Annotated in this window: 13 protein-coding genes and 1 pseudogene; 13 read left to right on the top strand and 1 reads right to left on the bottom strand. The window is 43.3% G+C overall.

Features of this window, described 5'->3' with window-relative positions; translation table 11 throughout:
• Positions 1–90 precede the first annotated feature (90 nt).
• A complete protein-coding gene (locus AC58UU_RS16225; RefSeq protein WP_497317218.1) occupies positions 91–846 on the bottom strand; it encodes a DeoR/GlpR family DNA-binding transcription regulator in 756 nt (251 codons plus the stop codon).
• A gap of 302 nt (positions 847–1,148) precedes the next feature.
• On the opposite strand from AC58UU_RS16225, the gene AC58UU_RS16220 reads away from it, so the two are divergent.
• The 13 genes and pseudogenes from AC58UU_RS16220 to AC58UU_RS16160 form a co-directional block, all read left to right on the top strand.
• Positions 1,149–1,958 carry a sugar phosphate isomerase/epimerase family protein gene (locus tag AC58UU_RS16220; protein ID WP_497317217.1) on the top strand — a complete coding sequence of 270 codons (810 nt, stop codon included), beginning with the start codon at positions 1,149–1,151 and terminating at the stop codon, positions 1,956–1,958.
• Between the two features lie 33 nt (positions 1,959–1,991).
• Positions 1,992–2,954: a 2-hydroxyacid dehydrogenase gene (locus AC58UU_RS16215; protein WP_497317215.1), complete on the top strand. Its 963-nt coding sequence runs from the start codon at positions 1,992–1,994 to the stop codon at positions 2,952–2,954.
• A gap of 26 nt (positions 2,955–2,980) precedes the next feature.
• Complete coding sequence (locus tag AC58UU_RS16210) at positions 2,981–3,598, top strand: HD domain-containing protein (protein ID WP_497317213.1); 618 nt, start codon at positions 2,981–2,983, stop codon at positions 3,596–3,598.
• A gap of 266 nt (positions 3,599–3,864) precedes the next feature.
• Entirely contained in the window at positions 3,865–5,157 is a 1,293-nt protein-coding gene (locus AC58UU_RS16205) for an ABC transporter substrate-binding protein (protein WP_497317211.1), read from the top strand.
• A 74-nt stretch (positions 5,158–5,231) separates the two neighbouring features.
• A complete protein-coding gene (locus AC58UU_RS16200; protein ID WP_497317209.1) occupies positions 5,232–6,125 on the top strand; it encodes a carbohydrate ABC transporter permease in 894 nt (297 codons plus the stop codon).
• 10 nt (positions 6,126–6,135) lie between these two features.
• Positions 6,136–6,975, top strand: coding sequence for a carbohydrate ABC transporter permease (locus AC58UU_RS16195; RefSeq protein ID WP_497317207.1), 840 nt, complete (start codon positions 6,136–6,138; stop codon positions 6,973–6,975).
• 517 nt (positions 6,976–7,492) lie between these two features.
• Positions 7,493–8,203 carry an IS6 family transposase gene (locus AC58UU_RS16190; RefSeq protein ID WP_497317205.1) on the top strand — a complete coding sequence of 237 codons (711 nt, stop codon included), beginning with the start codon at positions 7,493–7,495 and terminating at the stop codon, positions 8,201–8,203.
• Positions 8,204–8,536: 333 nt separating this feature from the next.
• Complete coding sequence (locus AC58UU_RS16185) at positions 8,537–9,439, top strand: ABC transporter permease (RefSeq protein WP_497317203.1); 903 nt, start codon at positions 8,537–8,539, stop codon at positions 9,437–9,439.
• 10 nt (positions 9,440–9,449) lie between these two features.
• Positions 9,450–10,400, top strand: coding sequence for a carbohydrate ABC transporter permease (locus AC58UU_RS16180; RefSeq protein WP_497317201.1), 951 nt, complete (start codon positions 9,450–9,452; stop codon positions 10,398–10,400).
• 68 nt (positions 10,401–10,468) lie between these two features.
• The gene (locus tag AC58UU_RS16175) at positions 10,469–12,025 is read left to right on the top strand and encodes an ABC transporter substrate-binding protein (protein ID WP_497317199.1); all 1,557 of its coding nucleotides are present in this window, start codon (positions 10,469–10,471) and stop codon (positions 12,023–12,025) included.
• A gap of 125 nt (positions 12,026–12,150) precedes the next feature.
• Positions 12,151–13,899: a sensor histidine kinase gene (locus AC58UU_RS16170; RefSeq protein WP_497317197.1), complete on the top strand. Its 1,749-nt coding sequence runs from the start codon at positions 12,151–12,153 to the stop codon at positions 13,897–13,899.
• A gap of 12 nt (positions 13,900–13,911) precedes the next feature.
• Positions 13,912–15,528 (top strand): response regulator, encoded by a 1,617-nt coding sequence (locus AC58UU_RS16165; RefSeq protein WP_497317195.1) that lies wholly within the window; start codon positions 13,912–13,914, stop codon positions 15,526–15,528.
• Positions 15,529–15,953: 425 nt separating this feature from the next.
• Positions 15,954–16,259: pseudogene (locus AC58UU_RS16160) on the top strand (sigma factor); the annotation flags it as partial.
• Between the last annotated feature and the right edge of the window lie 652 nt (positions 16,260–16,911).

The raw sequence follows: 16,911 nt of genomic DNA, 5'->3' as shown, positions 1-16,911 counted from the left end.
CGTTTTTATTTAATCGATAAATGTATTATCGAAATAATACTAAACGATAAAAAATGATATTGTCAATGAAAGATTATTTTATTGTTTTACTTAAGCAATAACGACATGTATGCCGCGGGAAAGAAGGGCTTGATGATATTCTTCCGAGATGCCATTGTCGGTTATTAACACATCGACGTCATTTAAATGGAGAACATCTGCGAAGAATACTTTGTCCATCTTGTTGGAATCTGCAAGGACAATGACTTGATCTGAGGCTTCAATCATCGCTTTTTTAACTTCCGCAGAGAAGACGTGGTTCTCCGTAATCCCCTTCGTTAGGTCCAAACCACTAATGCTGAGAAACACCTTATGGGCGTGAATTTCCTTAATTCCTTGGATAGCTTTGGGACCGACGACTTCCTGTAGCGAAGGCTGCAGCATGCCGCCGATCAAATGTACAGATACGTTGGTCTGCTTGCCGGCCTCCAATGCAATATGAAGCGCTGTCGTCACGGCGTTAAAATCAAATCCCGACGGAAGCTGGGAGGCCAGCGCCATAATCGTTGATCCTGCATCAAGGAAAACCGTTTCGCCAGGAGCAATCCACTGAACTGCAGCTTTGCCAATGCGCGCTTTCTCAGTCTGATTAATAACCGCTCTCTGACTATACGAAACTTCATTCGTTTTTATTTGCAACGTAGCGCCGCCGTGTGTTCTTTGCAGCTTGCCTTCCGATTCCAGAAAACGCAGGTCATTTCTTATTGTGGGTTCGGAGACTTTCAGGGCGTTTCTTAAAAAATGGATATCAATGGATTTTTTTTCCTCGAGGATTTGAAGCAGTTTCTGGTGTCTTTCTAATGACATAGTAACAAACACCCCATTAAATTTATTGTTTTATTGTTTCATCACTACAATGATGATAGTTATGCTTTAATTATTATCGATTTATTGTAATAATGTCAATTTAATAACGATAATGGATAAAATCACTAAAAGTTAATCTGAATCTCTGAATATTACTTAAGTTTGCCCGTTGTAAAAAACAAAAAGAGATGTGAAATGAGTGATTGACAAGATATTGATGGTTGTATATTATTGAATTATTAACACTTTGTTATCATTCGATAATTATTTGCGGTATTCTGAGAAGGAAGGAGCTAATAAGTATGAGATTTGGATGTCATGGATACACGTGGCAAATGAGCTATGAGAAACAAATGGATAATCTTCCGCATATTCTTGATGTCATTGAACAGGGTGGATTCAAAGGGTTGGATACACAAGTCGTGATGTTGGGAAGGTTCCATGAGCATCCCCTGCTTCTTAAAGAAGAGCTTGCAAAAAGAAACCTCGAATTGACTGCCCTGACACTCTCTCTACAATGGCTTCACTCTGAGGAAACGGAGGATGAGCGCAGGCAAGCGGATTACTTCCTTGAATACCTTCAACATTTCCCCAATGCCTTGTTAAATGTGGTTCCGCTTCCAGGAAAGGATAGGGAACAATTAGAGCTTCGCCAGCAAAATATTCTTCGTTGTGTCAACACGCTTGCTAGAAGAGCGCAAGAGAATGGAATTACTTGTGCATTCCACCCGAACTCTCCCCCTGGATCTGTGTTCCGGACTGAAGAGGATTACAAAGTACTATTTGAGGGGTTGGACACCAATGTAATTGGTTACACACCGGATGCGGGGCATATTGCCGCAGGCGGGATGGATGTGCTGAATGTTTTCAATACTTATCGCTCTTTCATTAAACATGTACATTTTAAAGATGCATCCTTGGCTCATGAATGGAAGGCAATGGGGAAAGGCGTTATAGATTTTCCTGCTATAGTCCGTATGTTGAAAAATTCGGGTTACGAGGGCTGGATTATGGTAGAAGAAGAATCCGCCGAAGCTGTAGCTGATCCCGACGGTTGTATGATGAAAAACAGCATCTATGTGAAGGAAAGGTTAATACCGCTTAGCCTTTGAAAGCATTCTACTGTAAAAGGGGTCTACCTAGGGATGAGTAAATATAAAGTAGTTTTAACTGGTAAAACATGGACTGAACCTTACGACAAAATACGCGAACACTGCGATGTGAAACGGTGGGAAGGTTCCGGCTCCATTCCCCTGGAGCAGTTGAAGGAATGGTTAGCTGACGCCGAAGGGCTGTTCAACGTAGATAACACGATTAAGATAAATGAAGAATTGTTATCCTTTGCTCCGAAACTCCGTGTGATTGCTCAATCAGGGGTGGGGTATGATAACGTTAATGTTCATGCCTGCACGCAAAAGGGAATTCCGTTCAGCAACACGCCAGGTGTTTTGGTACAAGCGACGGCGGACCTTACTTTTGGATTGGTGTTATCGGCAGCGCGCCGTATTCACGAAGGCTGGAACTTGGTTAAAACGGGTCAATGGAGAGAAGTGTTAGGAACAGACCTATACGGGAAAACAATGGGTATCATCGGAATGGGGGACATTGGAAGTGAGGTTGCGAAGAGAGCGCAGACCAGTGGAATGCGTATTATTTATCACAATCGCACACGCAGGCAAGATGAACTGGAGCTTGGAGCTGAGTATGTTGCTTTTGAATCTTTGTTAGAGCAAGCGGATTTCATTGTTAGTCTGGTTCCTTTATCCGATCATAGCAAAGGCATGTTCGGCAAGGAACAGTTTAATCGGATGAAACCTACCGCTTATTTTATAAATGCTTCTAGAGGGTCAGTTGTTCAGACCGAAGCGCTTTACAACGCATTAAATGAGAAAAAAATTGCGTACGCCGCATTGGACGTAACCGATCCGGAACCGCTGCCTGGAGATCATCCTTTGCTAACATTGTCAAATATTTTAATTACACCGCACATTGGAAGCGCTACGTATGAGACTCGAAATCGGATGGCCATGCTGACTGCAGATAATCTGTTGGCTGGACTCGCAAGAGAATCTCTTCCAACCTGCGTAAATACATCCGTTAATTATTAGCAAAACCAATAAAAGGAGAGATTTGAATGGAAGATTTGTTAAAGGTAAATGTAAATATCCCGCAGGAGATCAAAGACGGTGTCGTACAATCCTTACCTGTGGTTAATGATATTAAAGATATTGAGCTTCGCCAAAAGGTTATTGATGCCTGGGCTCTGTCGCTCGCATTGAATGGGTATAATCGGATTGAAGAAATGCCGGGTTCGGGGATGCCGGATGCGCCTGTGAAGGGAAATCAACTGCATCATATTCTAGGTGTGGCTTACATGGCTGTTGCTATGAAAGAATGTTTGGAAAAAGTATTCAATGAGCCTTTGGGCGTAGACGATGATATGTTGTTGGCTGCTGCTCTATGTCACGACGTGGGTAAGCCCTATGAATTCAATCCTGAGAACATCAAACGGTGGAGAGAAGATCCAAGAGAAAGTGGAAGTCCTGCATTGAGACATCCAGCATATGGCGCCTATATTGCTTTGACAGTGGGATTGCCAGAGGCTGTTGTTCACGCTTGTGGTTGTCATTCTCCAGAAGGACGTTTTGTAAAACGAAGCTTGGGAACAACCATTGTACACTATGCCGATGATTCATACTGGTTTATTTTGGAAAGTGCAATGAACTGGTATGGACAAATCCCAAAACTATAGAACATGACATCGTTGTTTTGCTAAAATCCGATCTATATGTTGCTTTGTAGTGAGCCCTGATTGTATATAAGGTTCTTTCGGGGCTCCAAGAAGGATATTTTTTTTACCTGATGATGTCAGGTCTGAGTAAGGAAAACTTGACATGAACCCAGTTTATACATTCAAATGTTATGTTTACGAACTTTTAGTTGTTGCTTCTTGTTGATTGTGTTATAAATGTTAACGCTATTGTTTGTAAATTAACGATTTTTTGGGAGGTTACAAAAATGCTGAAAAAAGGAACTATTTTATTAATATCTTCGATGATTGCTTTAACGGCGTGTAGCCAAGGTACCAACCAAAGTCAGGAAAAAGAAAAGGGTCAAAAGCAGGAAAAGGTAGAATTACGAATGGCTTGGTGGGGTGGACAAGCCCGTCATGATATGTTCAATAAATTGTTGGATGCCTTCGAGCAGAAAAATCCAACGATTACAGTGGCTCGTGAATTCGGAACTGAGGCCCAGTTTGTTGAGAAAGTCACGGCTCAAGCAGCTGGTAGTAGTGCTCCGGATGTATTTCAAGCCAGCAGCTTTTACTTAGATGATTTTATAGGAAGAAAAATGTATATGGATTTGGATCCCCTTATTGCATCGGGAGACATTAATTTAAAGGATTATGAAAAAGTTGATGTGGATGCTGGAAAGAAAGATAACAAGCAATATCTTGTGGCTTGGGGCCATATTATGACGGGTATCATCTATAATGCTGATATATATAAGAAAGCGGGGATTGAGCTTCCGAAGAACAACTGGACTTGGGATGATTATGAGAAATCGTTAACAGACCTTCAAAAGACGCTTGGTGACAGCGCGTGGGCAACAGAAGATGAGGGCGGCTCCTACAGAGTACTAGAAAATTTCGCTATTCAAAAAGGGAAAACGGTATTTACAGATAAAGGCTTGGGCATCACTAAACAAGATTTGATAGATTGGTATACGATTTGGGACAAACTCCGCAAAGCCAAGGTCATACCGCCGGCAGGCATTCAGAAAGAACAGGGTGGAAAAAGTCAAGAGCAGTCGATGCTAGCTAAAGGGAAAGTCGCGATGATCAGTACGAGCTCCAATCAGCTTAGAACGTATCAGGCAAGCACGAAAGATGAATTGAACATTGTAAGTTACCCTTGGACAACAAATGCGAAGAAAGAAGTGCCGATGATCATATCGGGTGTAGGCATTTCCGCTAATTCCAAGCATCCGAAGGAAGCAGCAAAGCTCATTAACTGGTTAGTGAACGATCCTGAAGCGGCCAAAATATTCAAAGGCGAACACGGGCAACCGCCAGCTAAATCAATGAGAGAAGTGATTAAGCCGTTAATTGGGGATGCCGAGAAAAAGGAATACAAATATTCGGATGATATGCAATCCGTCATAAAACCGTATCCAGCTCAACCTGCAGGAAGCGCATCGGTACAAAAACTCATCCTAGCTGAAAATGAAGCCATAGCTTTCGGTAAAACTAGTATTGAACAAGCAGTAAACGATTTTTTTGCACAAGCTAACCAAATATTGACGAGGTAAACAATTTTATCCATTCGGGAACTTGGACAAACGGTCTAGTTCCCGATTTATACAAGAGGAGTTGGGTTAGTCACATGCAGAAGACTGTTATGAAAAAATACCCTTCGCTAGCTGCGTACGGATTCCTTGCTCCATGGTTTATCGGGATATTCGTTTTTAGTGCGATTCCGATGGCTAGCTCTTTATATTTATCGTTTACGAACTATAATTTTACCAGCACACCCTCTTGGGTTGGCTTAAAGAACTACACCAATTTGTTTTCGAATGATCCCCAATTTATTCAAGCGCTGAAGATAACATTCACTTATGTATTTGTTGCTGTACCGCTGGAACTAATGTTTGCTCTGATGATAGCTATTATGTTAAATCATGGACTAAAAGGTTTGGGTCTGTATAGAGCCATCTATTATGTTCCTTCGCTTATCGGGGGCAGTGTCGCGATTGCCGTTTTATGGCAGCAGGTTTTTGGAGCCGAGGGGATTGTTAATCAATTTTTTGCTATCTTCCATGTCCATTTTCCGAGTTGGGTAGGTACGCCCACCTATGCATTGTTTGCACTTATATTCTTAAAGGTATGGCAGTTCGGTTCACCCATGGTTATTTTTCTTGCGGGCCTTAAAAATATTCCGAAAGAACTTTATGAAGCTTCCTCGATAGATGGGGCAGGAAAAGGAAGACAATTTCTCTCTGTAACTTTGCCTATGCTGTCACCGATTATTTTGTTTAATGGGATTATGCAAATCATAAGCAGCTTCCAGGCTTTCACGCCTGCTTATATTATTAGCAACGGATCGGGCGGTCCGGTTAACTCGACCTTATTCTATACATTGTATCTATATCAGAATGCTTTCGGGAACTTTCAAATGGGATATGCATCCGCCATGGCATGGATTTTATTAATTATCATCGCATGTTCAACGGGTCTTTTATTCTTTACTTCAAAGAAATGGGTTCATTACAACGATTAGAGGTGTATCCATGGCGTTAACTGCAAATTACAGAAAAATGATATACCATCTAGTTATTATTTTTGGAGCTATCATTATGATGTATCCTGTCTTATGGATGATCAGCAGTTCCTTTAAGCCGTCAAATCTTATGTTTACGAATCTGAGTTTATGGCCGAAAGAGGTAACATTAGCCCACTATATCAAAGGATGGGCTGGTACGGCACGCACCACATTTACAACATTTTATCTGAATTCCTTTGTCATGGTTGGTTTATCTATTGTTGCTAACGTAATCTCTTGCTCTTTAACGGCGTATGCATTTGCGCGATTAGATTTTAAATTCAAAGGTATACTATTTGCATGTATGCTGCTTACTTTAATGATTCCTCAGCATGTCTTGATTATTCCTCAATATATTCTGTTCAATAATCTGCAATGGGTGAACAGTATTCTGCCAATTGTAGTTCCTAAATTTTTTGCTACCGATGCCTTCTTCATCTTTATGATGGTTCAATTTATCCGTTCCTTACCTCGTGAGCTAGATAAAGCGGCGTCGATTGACGGATGTGGTCCTTTTCAAACCTTTTGGCGTATTATTCTACCACTAACAGTACCGGCTCTCGTAACGACTACTATCTTTACATTTATTTGGACATGGAACGATTTCTTTAGTCAACTCTTATATCTAAGCACTGTCAAAAATTTCACGGTAACATTAGCTTTACGTATGTTCGTAGATGCCGAAGGCGAATCAGGTCTTGGTTCCTTGTTCGCAATGTCAACGTTATCAATCGTTCCCGTTTTTTTAATATTTATGTTCTTTCAAAAATACATTGTAGAAGGCATTGCAACATCGGGTCTGAAATAAATGAAGTGAAGGTAAGCTGTCTTAGGGCAGCTTTTTCAATTTAGAAAGGTAGAATGACAAGGATAGGCAAAGATGATGAGAACAAGAAAGGCGCAAGCATTTAGTGAATATGCGCAATATGACCGAGAACGATAGTTCAATACGGAACGATTAGCTGGAAAAGCCATTCTGAGCTAATGAGTTATTTTTGATTTTTACGTTGCTTCGAGTGCTCAACCTCAACACAAAAAACAAAGTCCGACGCAATCGTTTGTATATCTAATGAGGTTTAGACTGGAACGAGGACGTCGAGGTGAGAATAGAATTGTGGAGTTTGGTCAGTCCAACAAAAAGCATTGTTGAAAATAAATTAAGGACCATTACTAATGCCTTCTTAACCCCACTCAAAACAGTTTTAAGGAGTTGGGGCTACTAGGAGGTAATTTCTGGTGAATGTAGGGATTTATGCGGGTTCTGGTGCAAAGTTCTAATCCATGATAGCATTATTGAAATGAATTCATGGGATGGGGCAATTACGTTGGAAACAGAATTAGATTTGTTTAAGTGGAAGCAGTATGAATCTCAAGTTATTTTGCTAACAGTAAGATGGTATTTGAAATATAGCCTAAGTTATCGTGATCTAGTGGAGATGATGGAAGAACGAGGTCTTGGGATGGCTCATACAACCATCATGCGATGGGTTCATGAGTTTGGGCCAGAATTAGACAAGCGAATTCGTCCCTATTTAAAGTCGACAAATGATTCCTTCCGAACTGATGAAACCTATATTAAAGTCAAAGGGCAGTGGAAATATCTTTACAGAGCAGTAGATTCAAAAGGAAACACGATTGATTTCATGTTGTCTGAAAATCGAGACGCTCTCGCTGCCAAACGATTTTTCAAGAAAGCATTGACTTCAACACACAATCAATCGCCTCGTGTGATCACTGTCGATAAAAACCCAGCTTACCCTATTGCAGTTCAGCAATTAATGGACGAGAAGGCTATGAAACAAGAAACATTACTACGGCAAAAGAAATATCTTAACAATATTATTGAACAAGATCATCGGTTTATAAAGAAAATCATAAAACCAATGCTGGGATTCAAGTCGTTTGAAACTGCAGAATATACAATTGCGGGAATCGAAGTCATGCATATGCTAAGGAAAGGGCAGGTCGAATGCGTTCATTCGTCTGTCCTTTCCTTAGTTGAATTAATCAACAAATTGTTTGGTTTGACAGCATAATCAAACAACGAAATCGCGGATATCTTTGATCAATTTTAATTGTTGCACCAAAACCAAATCATATATTTACTTCTTTACAGATTTCTTTACCATTGATCATCCTGTGACTGGAGTATAAGCTCGCCCAGTACAAAGAGCATTTCCGTTGTTGTAGATCCACTCTCGGCAGGAATTGTGAGAAGGGACATAGAATTTTGTCAAATCCGCTTACAAAAAAACGAAACTATGTCACAAAAGTGATGATCAAGTCACCTGCGTATGTAGAGTGTTTATGAGGCGCAATCCTATAATTAGGTACATAGAAAGCAAATAGAGAGGAAAGGGGTAAGCTGCATGCGAACGATGAAAAAATACTGGCCATTTTATCTCATGCTCCTTCCGGCGTCCATCGTTCTACTGATCAATAACTATATTCCGATGTTCGGTGTGTTAATCGCATTCAAAAACATTAACTATACGGACGGTATTCTCGGCAGTCCGTGGAACGGGTTTCAGAACTTCAAATACTTGTTCGCTACCGAGAGTGCTTGGGTGATCACCCGCAATACGATCGTCTACAATACGATCTTCATCTTGCTGAACCTGATCATTGGTGTCGCCTTAGCTATTCTTCTCAACGAGATTAAGAATAAGTTTCTTCCGAAGTTTTATCTCGGTTCAATGTTCATGCCGTTCTTCCTTTCGGCTATCGTCGTCTCTTATCTCGGCTTTGCGTTTCTCGGCCAAGAGCACGGACTGCTTAATACCATGATGAAGTATTTCAACCTGAAGCCAATCGAATGGTACAACGAACCGAAGTATTGGATGTTTATTCTGCCGATTGTGAATACCTGGAAGGGCATCGGATATTACGCAATCATTTATTTGGCAGCGATTATGAGCATATCCGACGAATATTACGAAGCGGCGCTGATTGACGGAGCAGGCAAATGGCAGCAGATTATCCAGATTACTGTTCCTTTGCTTGTACCGACCATGGTCGTCATGACGCTTTTGCAGATCGGTCGCATTTTCTATTCGGACTTCGGCTTGTTCTACCAAGTAACGCTGAACTCGGGTCCTCTCTTTCCGACGACGAACGTGATTGACACTTATGTGTATCGGACTTTTCTGACCAGCGGGGATATTGGATTATCGTCGGCGGCAGGGTTGTATCAATCGATGGTCGGCTTTATTCTCGTCCTAATCTCGAATCTCGTCGTCCGCCGCATCAGCAAAGACAACGCATTGTTCTAGGAGGTGTATTATGGGAGCTGCAACTTCGTCCATGCAAACCGCATTGACAAAAAAAATGAAGCTTAACAACGAAATGTCGCCTATTGCACGGGTGATCGTACACATCTTCTTCTGGTTGTATGCAATCGCTTGCATATTCCCGGTTATCCTGGTGATCATCGTTTCCTTATCGGATGAGAATGCAGTCCTGATCAACGGGTATCAGATTATACCGGAGAAGTTCAGCACTTTCGCTTACACGTACCTCTTTCAAGATAACTGGCTACCTATTCTAAAGTCTTACGGCATCAGTCTATTCGTAACGATGGTGGGAACGATCGTTGGAATCACGTTTATGGCATTGTTCGCCTACCCGATTTCGCGTAAAGACTTTTCACACCGAGGCTTCTTCACCTTCTACATGTTCTTTACAATGCTGTTTAACGGAGGTTTGGTTCCTTTCTACCTGACTTATGTGCAGCTACTAGATCTTAAAAACTCGCTTCTTGCGCTGATCATCCCACTGCTGATTTCGCCGTTCTTCATCCTACTGATGAGAACTTTCTTCGCCAACACGATCCCGAAGGAAATATTGGAATCGGCGACGATCGACGGAGCCAGCGAGTGGAAAATCTTATGGCGCATCGTTATCCCTCTCTCACTTCCGGTGCTTGCGACTGTAGCGATGTTCACCACTTTGACGTACTGGAACGATTGGTTCCTGAGCCTGATCTTCATCACCAACGATCAGATGGTCAGTCTCCAATACTTGATGTACAAGACGATGCTCAACATTCAGTATTTGACCTCGAATCCGTATGCGTCGCAAAGCATTAACGCTCAGGGCGGCCTTGCTAACCTGCCGACCGAAACGGTCCGGATGGCGATGTGCGTCGTCGGTATCGGGCCAATCATCTTCGCTTATCCGTTCTTCCAAAGATACTTTGTCAAGGGCTTGACCGTAGGGGCAGTAAAAGGGTAGCGGCTAATTCCGGATGAAAAGTAAAGAACCGGTTAGCATAGATCAATACACAACGGAGGGTGATTTTAATGAAGAGAGCATTTGGAAGAAAGAATCCGATGGCAGTTGCCGTTTTGACTCTAGTCATGTCCATGGGTCTGGCAGCTTGTAGTGGCGCCGCTACGAACAGCGGGGCAAGCGATAAAGCAGCACCGGCTGCAGATACGAGCGCCAAGAAAGACAATACGGCAAATGCAGGCGCAGCGAATCTAAAGCCATATACACTGACGCTTTACTACCCGGGTACGTCTCAACCAGACCAGAAGTTAGTTGAAGAAAAGATGAGCGAATACCTAAAAGGAAAAATCAACGCGTCCATCCAGATTAAGCCGATCGATTGGGGCGCATGGAACGATAAAATGAACTTGCTCGTTGCTTCAGGCGAACAAGCGGATATCATCTTCACGGCTTCTTGGAACGGACACTCCACCAATGTAGCGAAAGGCGCTTTCCTACCGCTGAACGACCTGCTCGACAAATACGGCCAAGATATCAAGAAAAGCTTGGATCCCCAATTCCTTGTAGGTTCTAAAATCAACGGCAAAAACTATGGCGTTCCGACGAATAAAGAGATTGCTCAAACTCTCGGCTTCGTCCTTCGTAAGGATCTGGTTGACAAATACAATATGGATTTGTCCAAGGTGAAGACGGTTGCCGATATGGAACCATTATTCAAGACCATCAAAGATAATGAGCCGAAGATGATTCCATATTATATGTCCAATCAGGAAAACGGCATCAACATGATCAATCAATGGGATTACATTGGCGATGGAACAATTCCCGGCATCATACTGAAGGACCAATCGAGCACGAAGGTCGTTAGCGAGCTCGATCTGCCGGAAACAGTGGACCGCATTAAGCTTATGCGCGATTGGTTCAAAAAAGGCTTTATTAACCAAGATGCCGCATCCGCGAAAGTATTCCCTCAGGACCAAATGAAAGCAGGCAACGTATTCGCTGTAGCACAAAGCTTGAAGCCTGGTAAAGATGCAGAGATGGCGATCGCGACCGGTCAGAAGCTGGTACAGGTGGAGCTTACGTCGCCGACGATCTCAACGGCTGCTGCGGCTGGTTCAATGCTGGCAATCTCCAGAACGTCAAAGGATCCGGAGCGCGCCATGATGTTCATCAACATGCTGCATTCAGACAAGATGCTGAACAACATGCTCAACTTCGGGATCGAGGGCATTCATTATGTGAAGAAATCGGATACGGTGATCGACGCCGAAATGGGCTCCAAGAAATATAATCCAGGCTCCGCTTGGATGTTCGGCAACCAGTTTCTGAACTACCTGCAGCCGAACGAAGATCCGCAGAAGTGGGAGAAGTTCAAGCAGTTCAACAATGCAGGCAAGCCGTCGCCAGCACTTGGCTTTACGTTCAACAGCGAGCCGGTGAAGAGCGAAGTTGCAGCTGTCGTTAACGTCAATAACCAGTTCCAGGCGGCGCTGTACACCGGCTCGATTGAACCTGACGATGTGCTGGCTAAATTCAAAGCGAAGCTGAAGGAAGCCGGCCTCGACAAAATTTTGGCCGAGAAGCAAAAGCAGCTCGATGAGTTCTTGGCTGCTAACAAGAAATAATACGGATCTGTCTTCAAAAGCTCCGATCATAAGACTAAGGCAATCTCGATAGTGGAGATTGCCTTAGTCTACTTCATTAGAAGCGGCCGAGCGGCTTGCACGGTTCAAATAGGGAGTTCTGTAACATGAATTTTAAGCGTTCACTCGGATTTAAATTTTTTATCGGCTTCACAATTATGTTTTCTCCATTACTTTTTTTCTTGTTTTACAATAACATTCATGCGATGAACGTTGTGCGTAATCAGGTAGCAAGCACCAACAACAGCCTACTTGAACCCTATGTGAATCGTATCGATAGCTCATTGCGGGAAACCAGCAAATATTTGATTCATAATGCTGATACGGATTTTAATCTGAACACCTTGAATCTGTATTCGCCAGATTCGACTGATTATGTGCTGACGCGGGTCGCCATCATCAATAAATTTACGACAGATATTAATTTGAATAACAACTTGGATTCCTTATTCGTCTATTCGATTGCAACCAAAGATCTTATTCTGGTGACCGAAGATAGGGTAGCCGAGAAGACGGCCGCCATTCGCGAACATATCGAACGGTTAATTTCCCAGTACGACAGCACCGATTATCGCAATTGGAATGTTGTTGACGTCGGCACTAGCCACTATTTGACGAATTTAGTCCGGGTGAACCGCAATTTATATATCGGCAATTGGAGTGACATTCAAAGGTATGTCGCTCCATTAAACCATATGGATCAGAACGATACCGGGATGGCGCTTGTCCTCACCGAGACTGGTGTGCCAATGAGCGCGCATCCTTTATCAGAGAAGCAACTGGAAGCGGTACGGGAAAAGCTTCCGCTTCTGGCAGAATCATATCAAACCGTTGCGGATTCCAAAGCCAAATTGAACTATTTAATGGTCGGCAGGAAATCGATCATTTCCAATTTGTATTTCATCAAGCTTGTGCCGGAAGAGGCGATGTTTAAGAGTCTGCTCTCCTTCCAAAGGGTGATTTATTTGGTGCCGGTTGCCGCCATCTTGATTCTTTTATTGTTCTTGCTCTTCCTGAAAAGACTGTTCCTTAATCCTCTCACGAATCTGATCGGAGGAATGAGGAAGATCGGTTTAGGCAATCTGGAGGTGCGTCTTCGGCTGGAGGATACGAACGAATTTGCGTTCCTTGCCCAAACCTTTAATAGTATGGTCGAAGAAATCCGCGATTTGAAAATTCATGTGTATGAAGAGAAGCTGCGGGTACAGCATGCGGAATTCAGGCATCTACAGGTTCAGATCAATCCGCACTTCTATATGAACTGTCTGAATCTGATGTATAATATGGCTGTGCTGGAAGACTACACCTCGATTAAGAAGATGTCGCTGCATATGGCCGATTATTTCCGCTTCATCATTAAGACGAATGGCAACAGCATCACCATTCCCGAAGAACTTCAGCATATTAGAAATTATTTGGAAATTCAGTGGCTTCGCTTTGAGGACAGGCTTAGCTATCGCGTTGAATCGACTGAGGATGTGGACAGCTGTTATATTCCACCACTCATCGTGCAGCCGTTTGTTGAGAATGCGATCATTCACGGTTTCAAGAAGCTGAAGACCACGTTCCTGATTGAAATTATCGTCCATCAGGATGAACAAGCCCCTGACATGTTAGAGATTACGGTGGCCGACAATGGAGTAGGATTCCCGAGAGAGTTCCTTCAGCAGCTACAGTCATCCAGTACCTACCTCCAAGAATCTGGGCATGCTCATATCGGCATATGGAATGTACTGTACCGTCTTGACATTCATTATGGCGGCCGTGCTTCGGTACAGTTCGGAAATCGACCGAACGGAGGAGCGCAGGTGTTGGTACGTCTACCACTGAAGATGAATCCCGAAAAACAGGAGTAAGGAGTCTGACAAATGTACAACGTATTGGTCGTGGATGATGAACCGGTAGCCATTCGAGGGTTGCGCAAGGGAATCCGATGGGAAGAACTAGATGTCAGCAAAGTGTTCGAAGCCTACGATGCCATCGACGCACAAGATATCCTGCAGACGCACCCGATCGACGTTATGATCTGCGATATTGAAATGCCGGAGATGAACGGGCTGGCCCTTTTGAATTGGGTGAACGAACGTTTTCCGACTATAAAGACGATTTTTCTGACCGGACATGCCAGCTTCGATTACGCGCAAATGGCCGTGAAGCATGGAAGCTTTGATTATATGCTTAAGCCGGTCGATCACGGGCAATTGAAGGATGTCATCTGGAGAGCACTGGAGAAGGTGGAGCAAGATCGAGAAGTACTTAGCCTTAACGAACATTATCAGCATTATCGCAATCTATATCAGAAGCAGCTTCCAATCGTAACCGAGCGTCTTTGGCAGGATTTGCTGCATTACCGAATCGCTCCAGATAAGGAAGGATTGCAGCGGCAGTTTGAAGAGAACGGACTTCCGATTGGAGTGGGCGATCCGGTGTTGCCTATTCTAATCAGCTTAGAGCAGTGGAAAGAGCTGTTCAGTCCTAGAGACGAAGAAATTATGTGCTATGCGCTGCGGAAAACTGCCGAGGAAGTGTTCCTGCACGACGAGAAAGGTCTCGTCGTATCGATCGAGAACGACTTGAGTCTGGTACTCCTCTATTATCCGCTGCCCTTACTGGAATCTGCAGGAAAGGAGGGAGTGAAGCGGTTGGCGGAGCGTTATAACGCATTTTGCGTAGACAATTTCCAGTGTAGCGTGTCTTGTTATATTGCAGCCCCCGTTCCGGCACTTCAGTTGACGGCCGTATATGAGTCGCTTTTATCCGCGGAGAAAGCGAATGTAATCAATACCTGTGGTGTGATAGCGATCGATGAAGAGAAGCCTCTGCAGCCCGCCCAGTTGCATTTGAGCCCTTCCTTTGCGGACTGGTCGATCCTTCTTGAGCAGGACAAGGAAGAGGAGCTGCTTTCCAAGCTGGATGTGAATATGGAAAAACTGCGGACCGAAGGCGCAGACCAGGAATCGCTGAATGCCTTCTACTATGGATTCATCCATTTGCTTTATCAAGTGTTTCATAAGAAAGGCGTGTTGATCCGAGATGTATTCGGACCCAAAATGCTGGCCGAGCTCTACCAGTATCCAAGGTCCATCATTCAGCTTCAGAACAGCGTATCTCTACTTATGACCGAAGCCGCTCGTTTCTTGGTGCAATACCACAAAGGGAAGTCGGCGCTGCTCGTTAAGGTTCAGCAATACATTGAGGAGCATATCACGGATGATTTTTCACGAGAGGATATCGCCGGGTATGTATTCCTCAATCCGGCCTATTTGTCCCGCTGGTTCAAAAAGGAAACTGGAAGGGCTTTGTCCGACTATGTGCTGGAGGCCAAGATGGAGAAGGCGAAGCAACTGCTCGCCGAAACGAACATGAAAGTTAGCAGCGTGGCGGAATCTTTAGGCTACACGCACCTATCCCACTTTGCAAAAATATTTAAAAAATCGAACGGCCTTGCCCCGCATGAGTACCGAAAACAGTATGAAAAATCCTAGCCTGCTTGCCTTGGAACTTACCTTGGTCGGTGCCGAGGCTGCGAATATATTGATCGACTTTTCGGCTCGGAAGGCAACGTTGTGTTGGATAAGGTGCAGCTGAAGATTGAGCACCCAAAAGTTAAACTTGGATATGCTAGATGAGTGGGAGGTTGTCTTAATCTTCGGCGAGCGTCAGCTTCTCGCTCTGTTGATCTCCAGCTGCTAAGGCTGCATAGTTTTTCAATGTTCAGCAAAATCATTTTAGGGAGAATTTTAACAATATGCTTTAAGAAAGCAAAAATTGTAACAGTTGCGAATAATGAAACTACTGGGTAATTAAAAATGAGTAGTTGTAAGATGTGGTTTATGATTAGATTGTAAGGGGGAGCCATGTTGCGGCTCTTTTTTTGTATTGCTTGTAGTGGGGGAGAACGAAAAAAAATATTACGTTGCTTCGTGTCCACAACGTCAAAAAATTCGATAACACAGGGGAAGATCTCGAAGATTTAATCTCGATCGGTACGATCGGATTGATCAAAGCTATCGAATCGTTCTCGCCAAACAAAGGGACGAAGCTGGCGACTTTCGCAGCGCGTTGTATCGAAAATGAAATACTTATGCATCTTCGCTCATTGAAGAAAACGCGTAAAGATGTGTCCTTGCATGATCCCATCGGAACGGACAAAGAGGGGAATGAAATCACGTTGATCGATATTCTCGGCACGGAGGCCGACGATGTCGTGGATAAGGCTGACAAGTAGGTAATTGTTGAGTTTTGAAAGGAGAATCACATGGAAGAGCTCTAGATAATGTGATGGTAGGTAGTAAACTTTATTTTGTTTTAGATACAAACTACTGCATTGTTGATGCATTGAATGTGAAACCAAAAGCGTCTCTTCACTGTGTACTTGGCCTGTGACCTACTGGAACCGTAGGTCACAGGCCAAACTTTTTTTGTAGAACACACTAGAGATTCAAACCGGAGGACTGTATCTCACGATTACCGTCAATTGATGCTTCGAGCACGTGTATGAAAATGTTCACGTTAATAAAGTTATAAGAGCATCACCTCCCGGAGATTTCTGTCCAACAGGTTATAACGTTAGTTTGAAAGCGTTGTCTTATAAATTATACATTAGCCTATAAATTCCAGATACTTCAAATTTCAACTATTTTTTTCAATATTTCAACCAATATGCCTTACATAAAAAAGCGAAACCTTCACCTAACTGCTTTTTCATGCACAAATAATATTGAAAGGTATTGCCGAGGCGCTGTAAATAGATGCTTTGGTTAGAAGCGAAGGGGTACCTCATCCCCTGTCAGGCTAGGATGGCTCAAAATACCTCGGATAATGAAGAGCGCACATGCTCGCTTTATTACTTCCACAAATATTGAGAG

It is taken from the genome of Paenibacillus sp. JT22N1, assembly GCF_059692155.1.
The sequence above is the reverse complement of the archived record's forward strand: the minus strand, read 5'-3'. Positions and strand labels throughout refer to the sequence as shown.

Excerpts from the sequence above, each read along its gene's own strand:
- AC58UU_RS16225 (WP_497317218.1), bottom strand. The coding sequence starts at position 846 with ATGTCATTAGAAAGACACCAGAAACTGCTTCAAATCCTCGAGGAAAAA.
- AC58UU_RS16205 (WP_497317211.1), top strand. The coding sequence starts at position 3,865 with ATGCTGAAAAAAGGAACTATTTTATTAATATCTTCGATGATTGCTTTA.
- AC58UU_RS16210 (WP_497317213.1), top strand. The coding sequence starts at position 2,981 with ATGGAAGATTTGTTAAAGGTAAATGTAAATATCCCGCAGGAGATCAAA.
- AC58UU_RS16185 (WP_497317203.1), top strand. The coding sequence starts at position 8,537 with ATGCGAACGATGAAAAAATACTGGCCATTTTATCTCATGCTCCTTCCG.
- AC58UU_RS16215 (WP_497317215.1), top strand. The coding sequence starts at position 1,992 with ATGAGTAAATATAAAGTAGTTTTAACTGGTAAAACATGGACTGAACCT.
- AC58UU_RS16175 (WP_497317199.1), top strand. The coding sequence starts at position 10,469 with ATGAAGAGAGCATTTGGAAGAAAGAATCCGATGGCAGTTGCCGTTTTG.
- AC58UU_RS16200 (WP_497317209.1), top strand. The coding sequence starts at position 5,232 with ATGCAGAAGACTGTTATGAAAAAATACCCTTCGCTAGCTGCGTACGGA.
- AC58UU_RS16165 (WP_497317195.1), top strand. The coding sequence starts at position 13,912 with ATGTACAACGTATTGGTCGTGGATGATGAACCGGTAGCCATTCGAGGG.
- AC58UU_RS16180 (WP_497317201.1), top strand. The coding sequence starts at position 9,450 with ATGGGAGCTGCAACTTCGTCCATGCAAACCGCATTGACAAAAAAAATG.
- AC58UU_RS16170 (WP_497317197.1), top strand. The coding sequence starts at position 12,151 with ATGAATTTTAAGCGTTCACTCGGATTTAAATTTTTTATCGGCTTCACA.
- AC58UU_RS16220 (WP_497317217.1), top strand. The coding sequence starts at position 1,149 with ATGAGATTTGGATGTCATGGATACACGTGGCAAATGAGCTATGAGAAA.
- AC58UU_RS16195 (WP_497317207.1), top strand. The coding sequence starts at position 6,136 with ATGGCGTTAACTGCAAATTACAGAAAAATGATATACCATCTAGTTATT.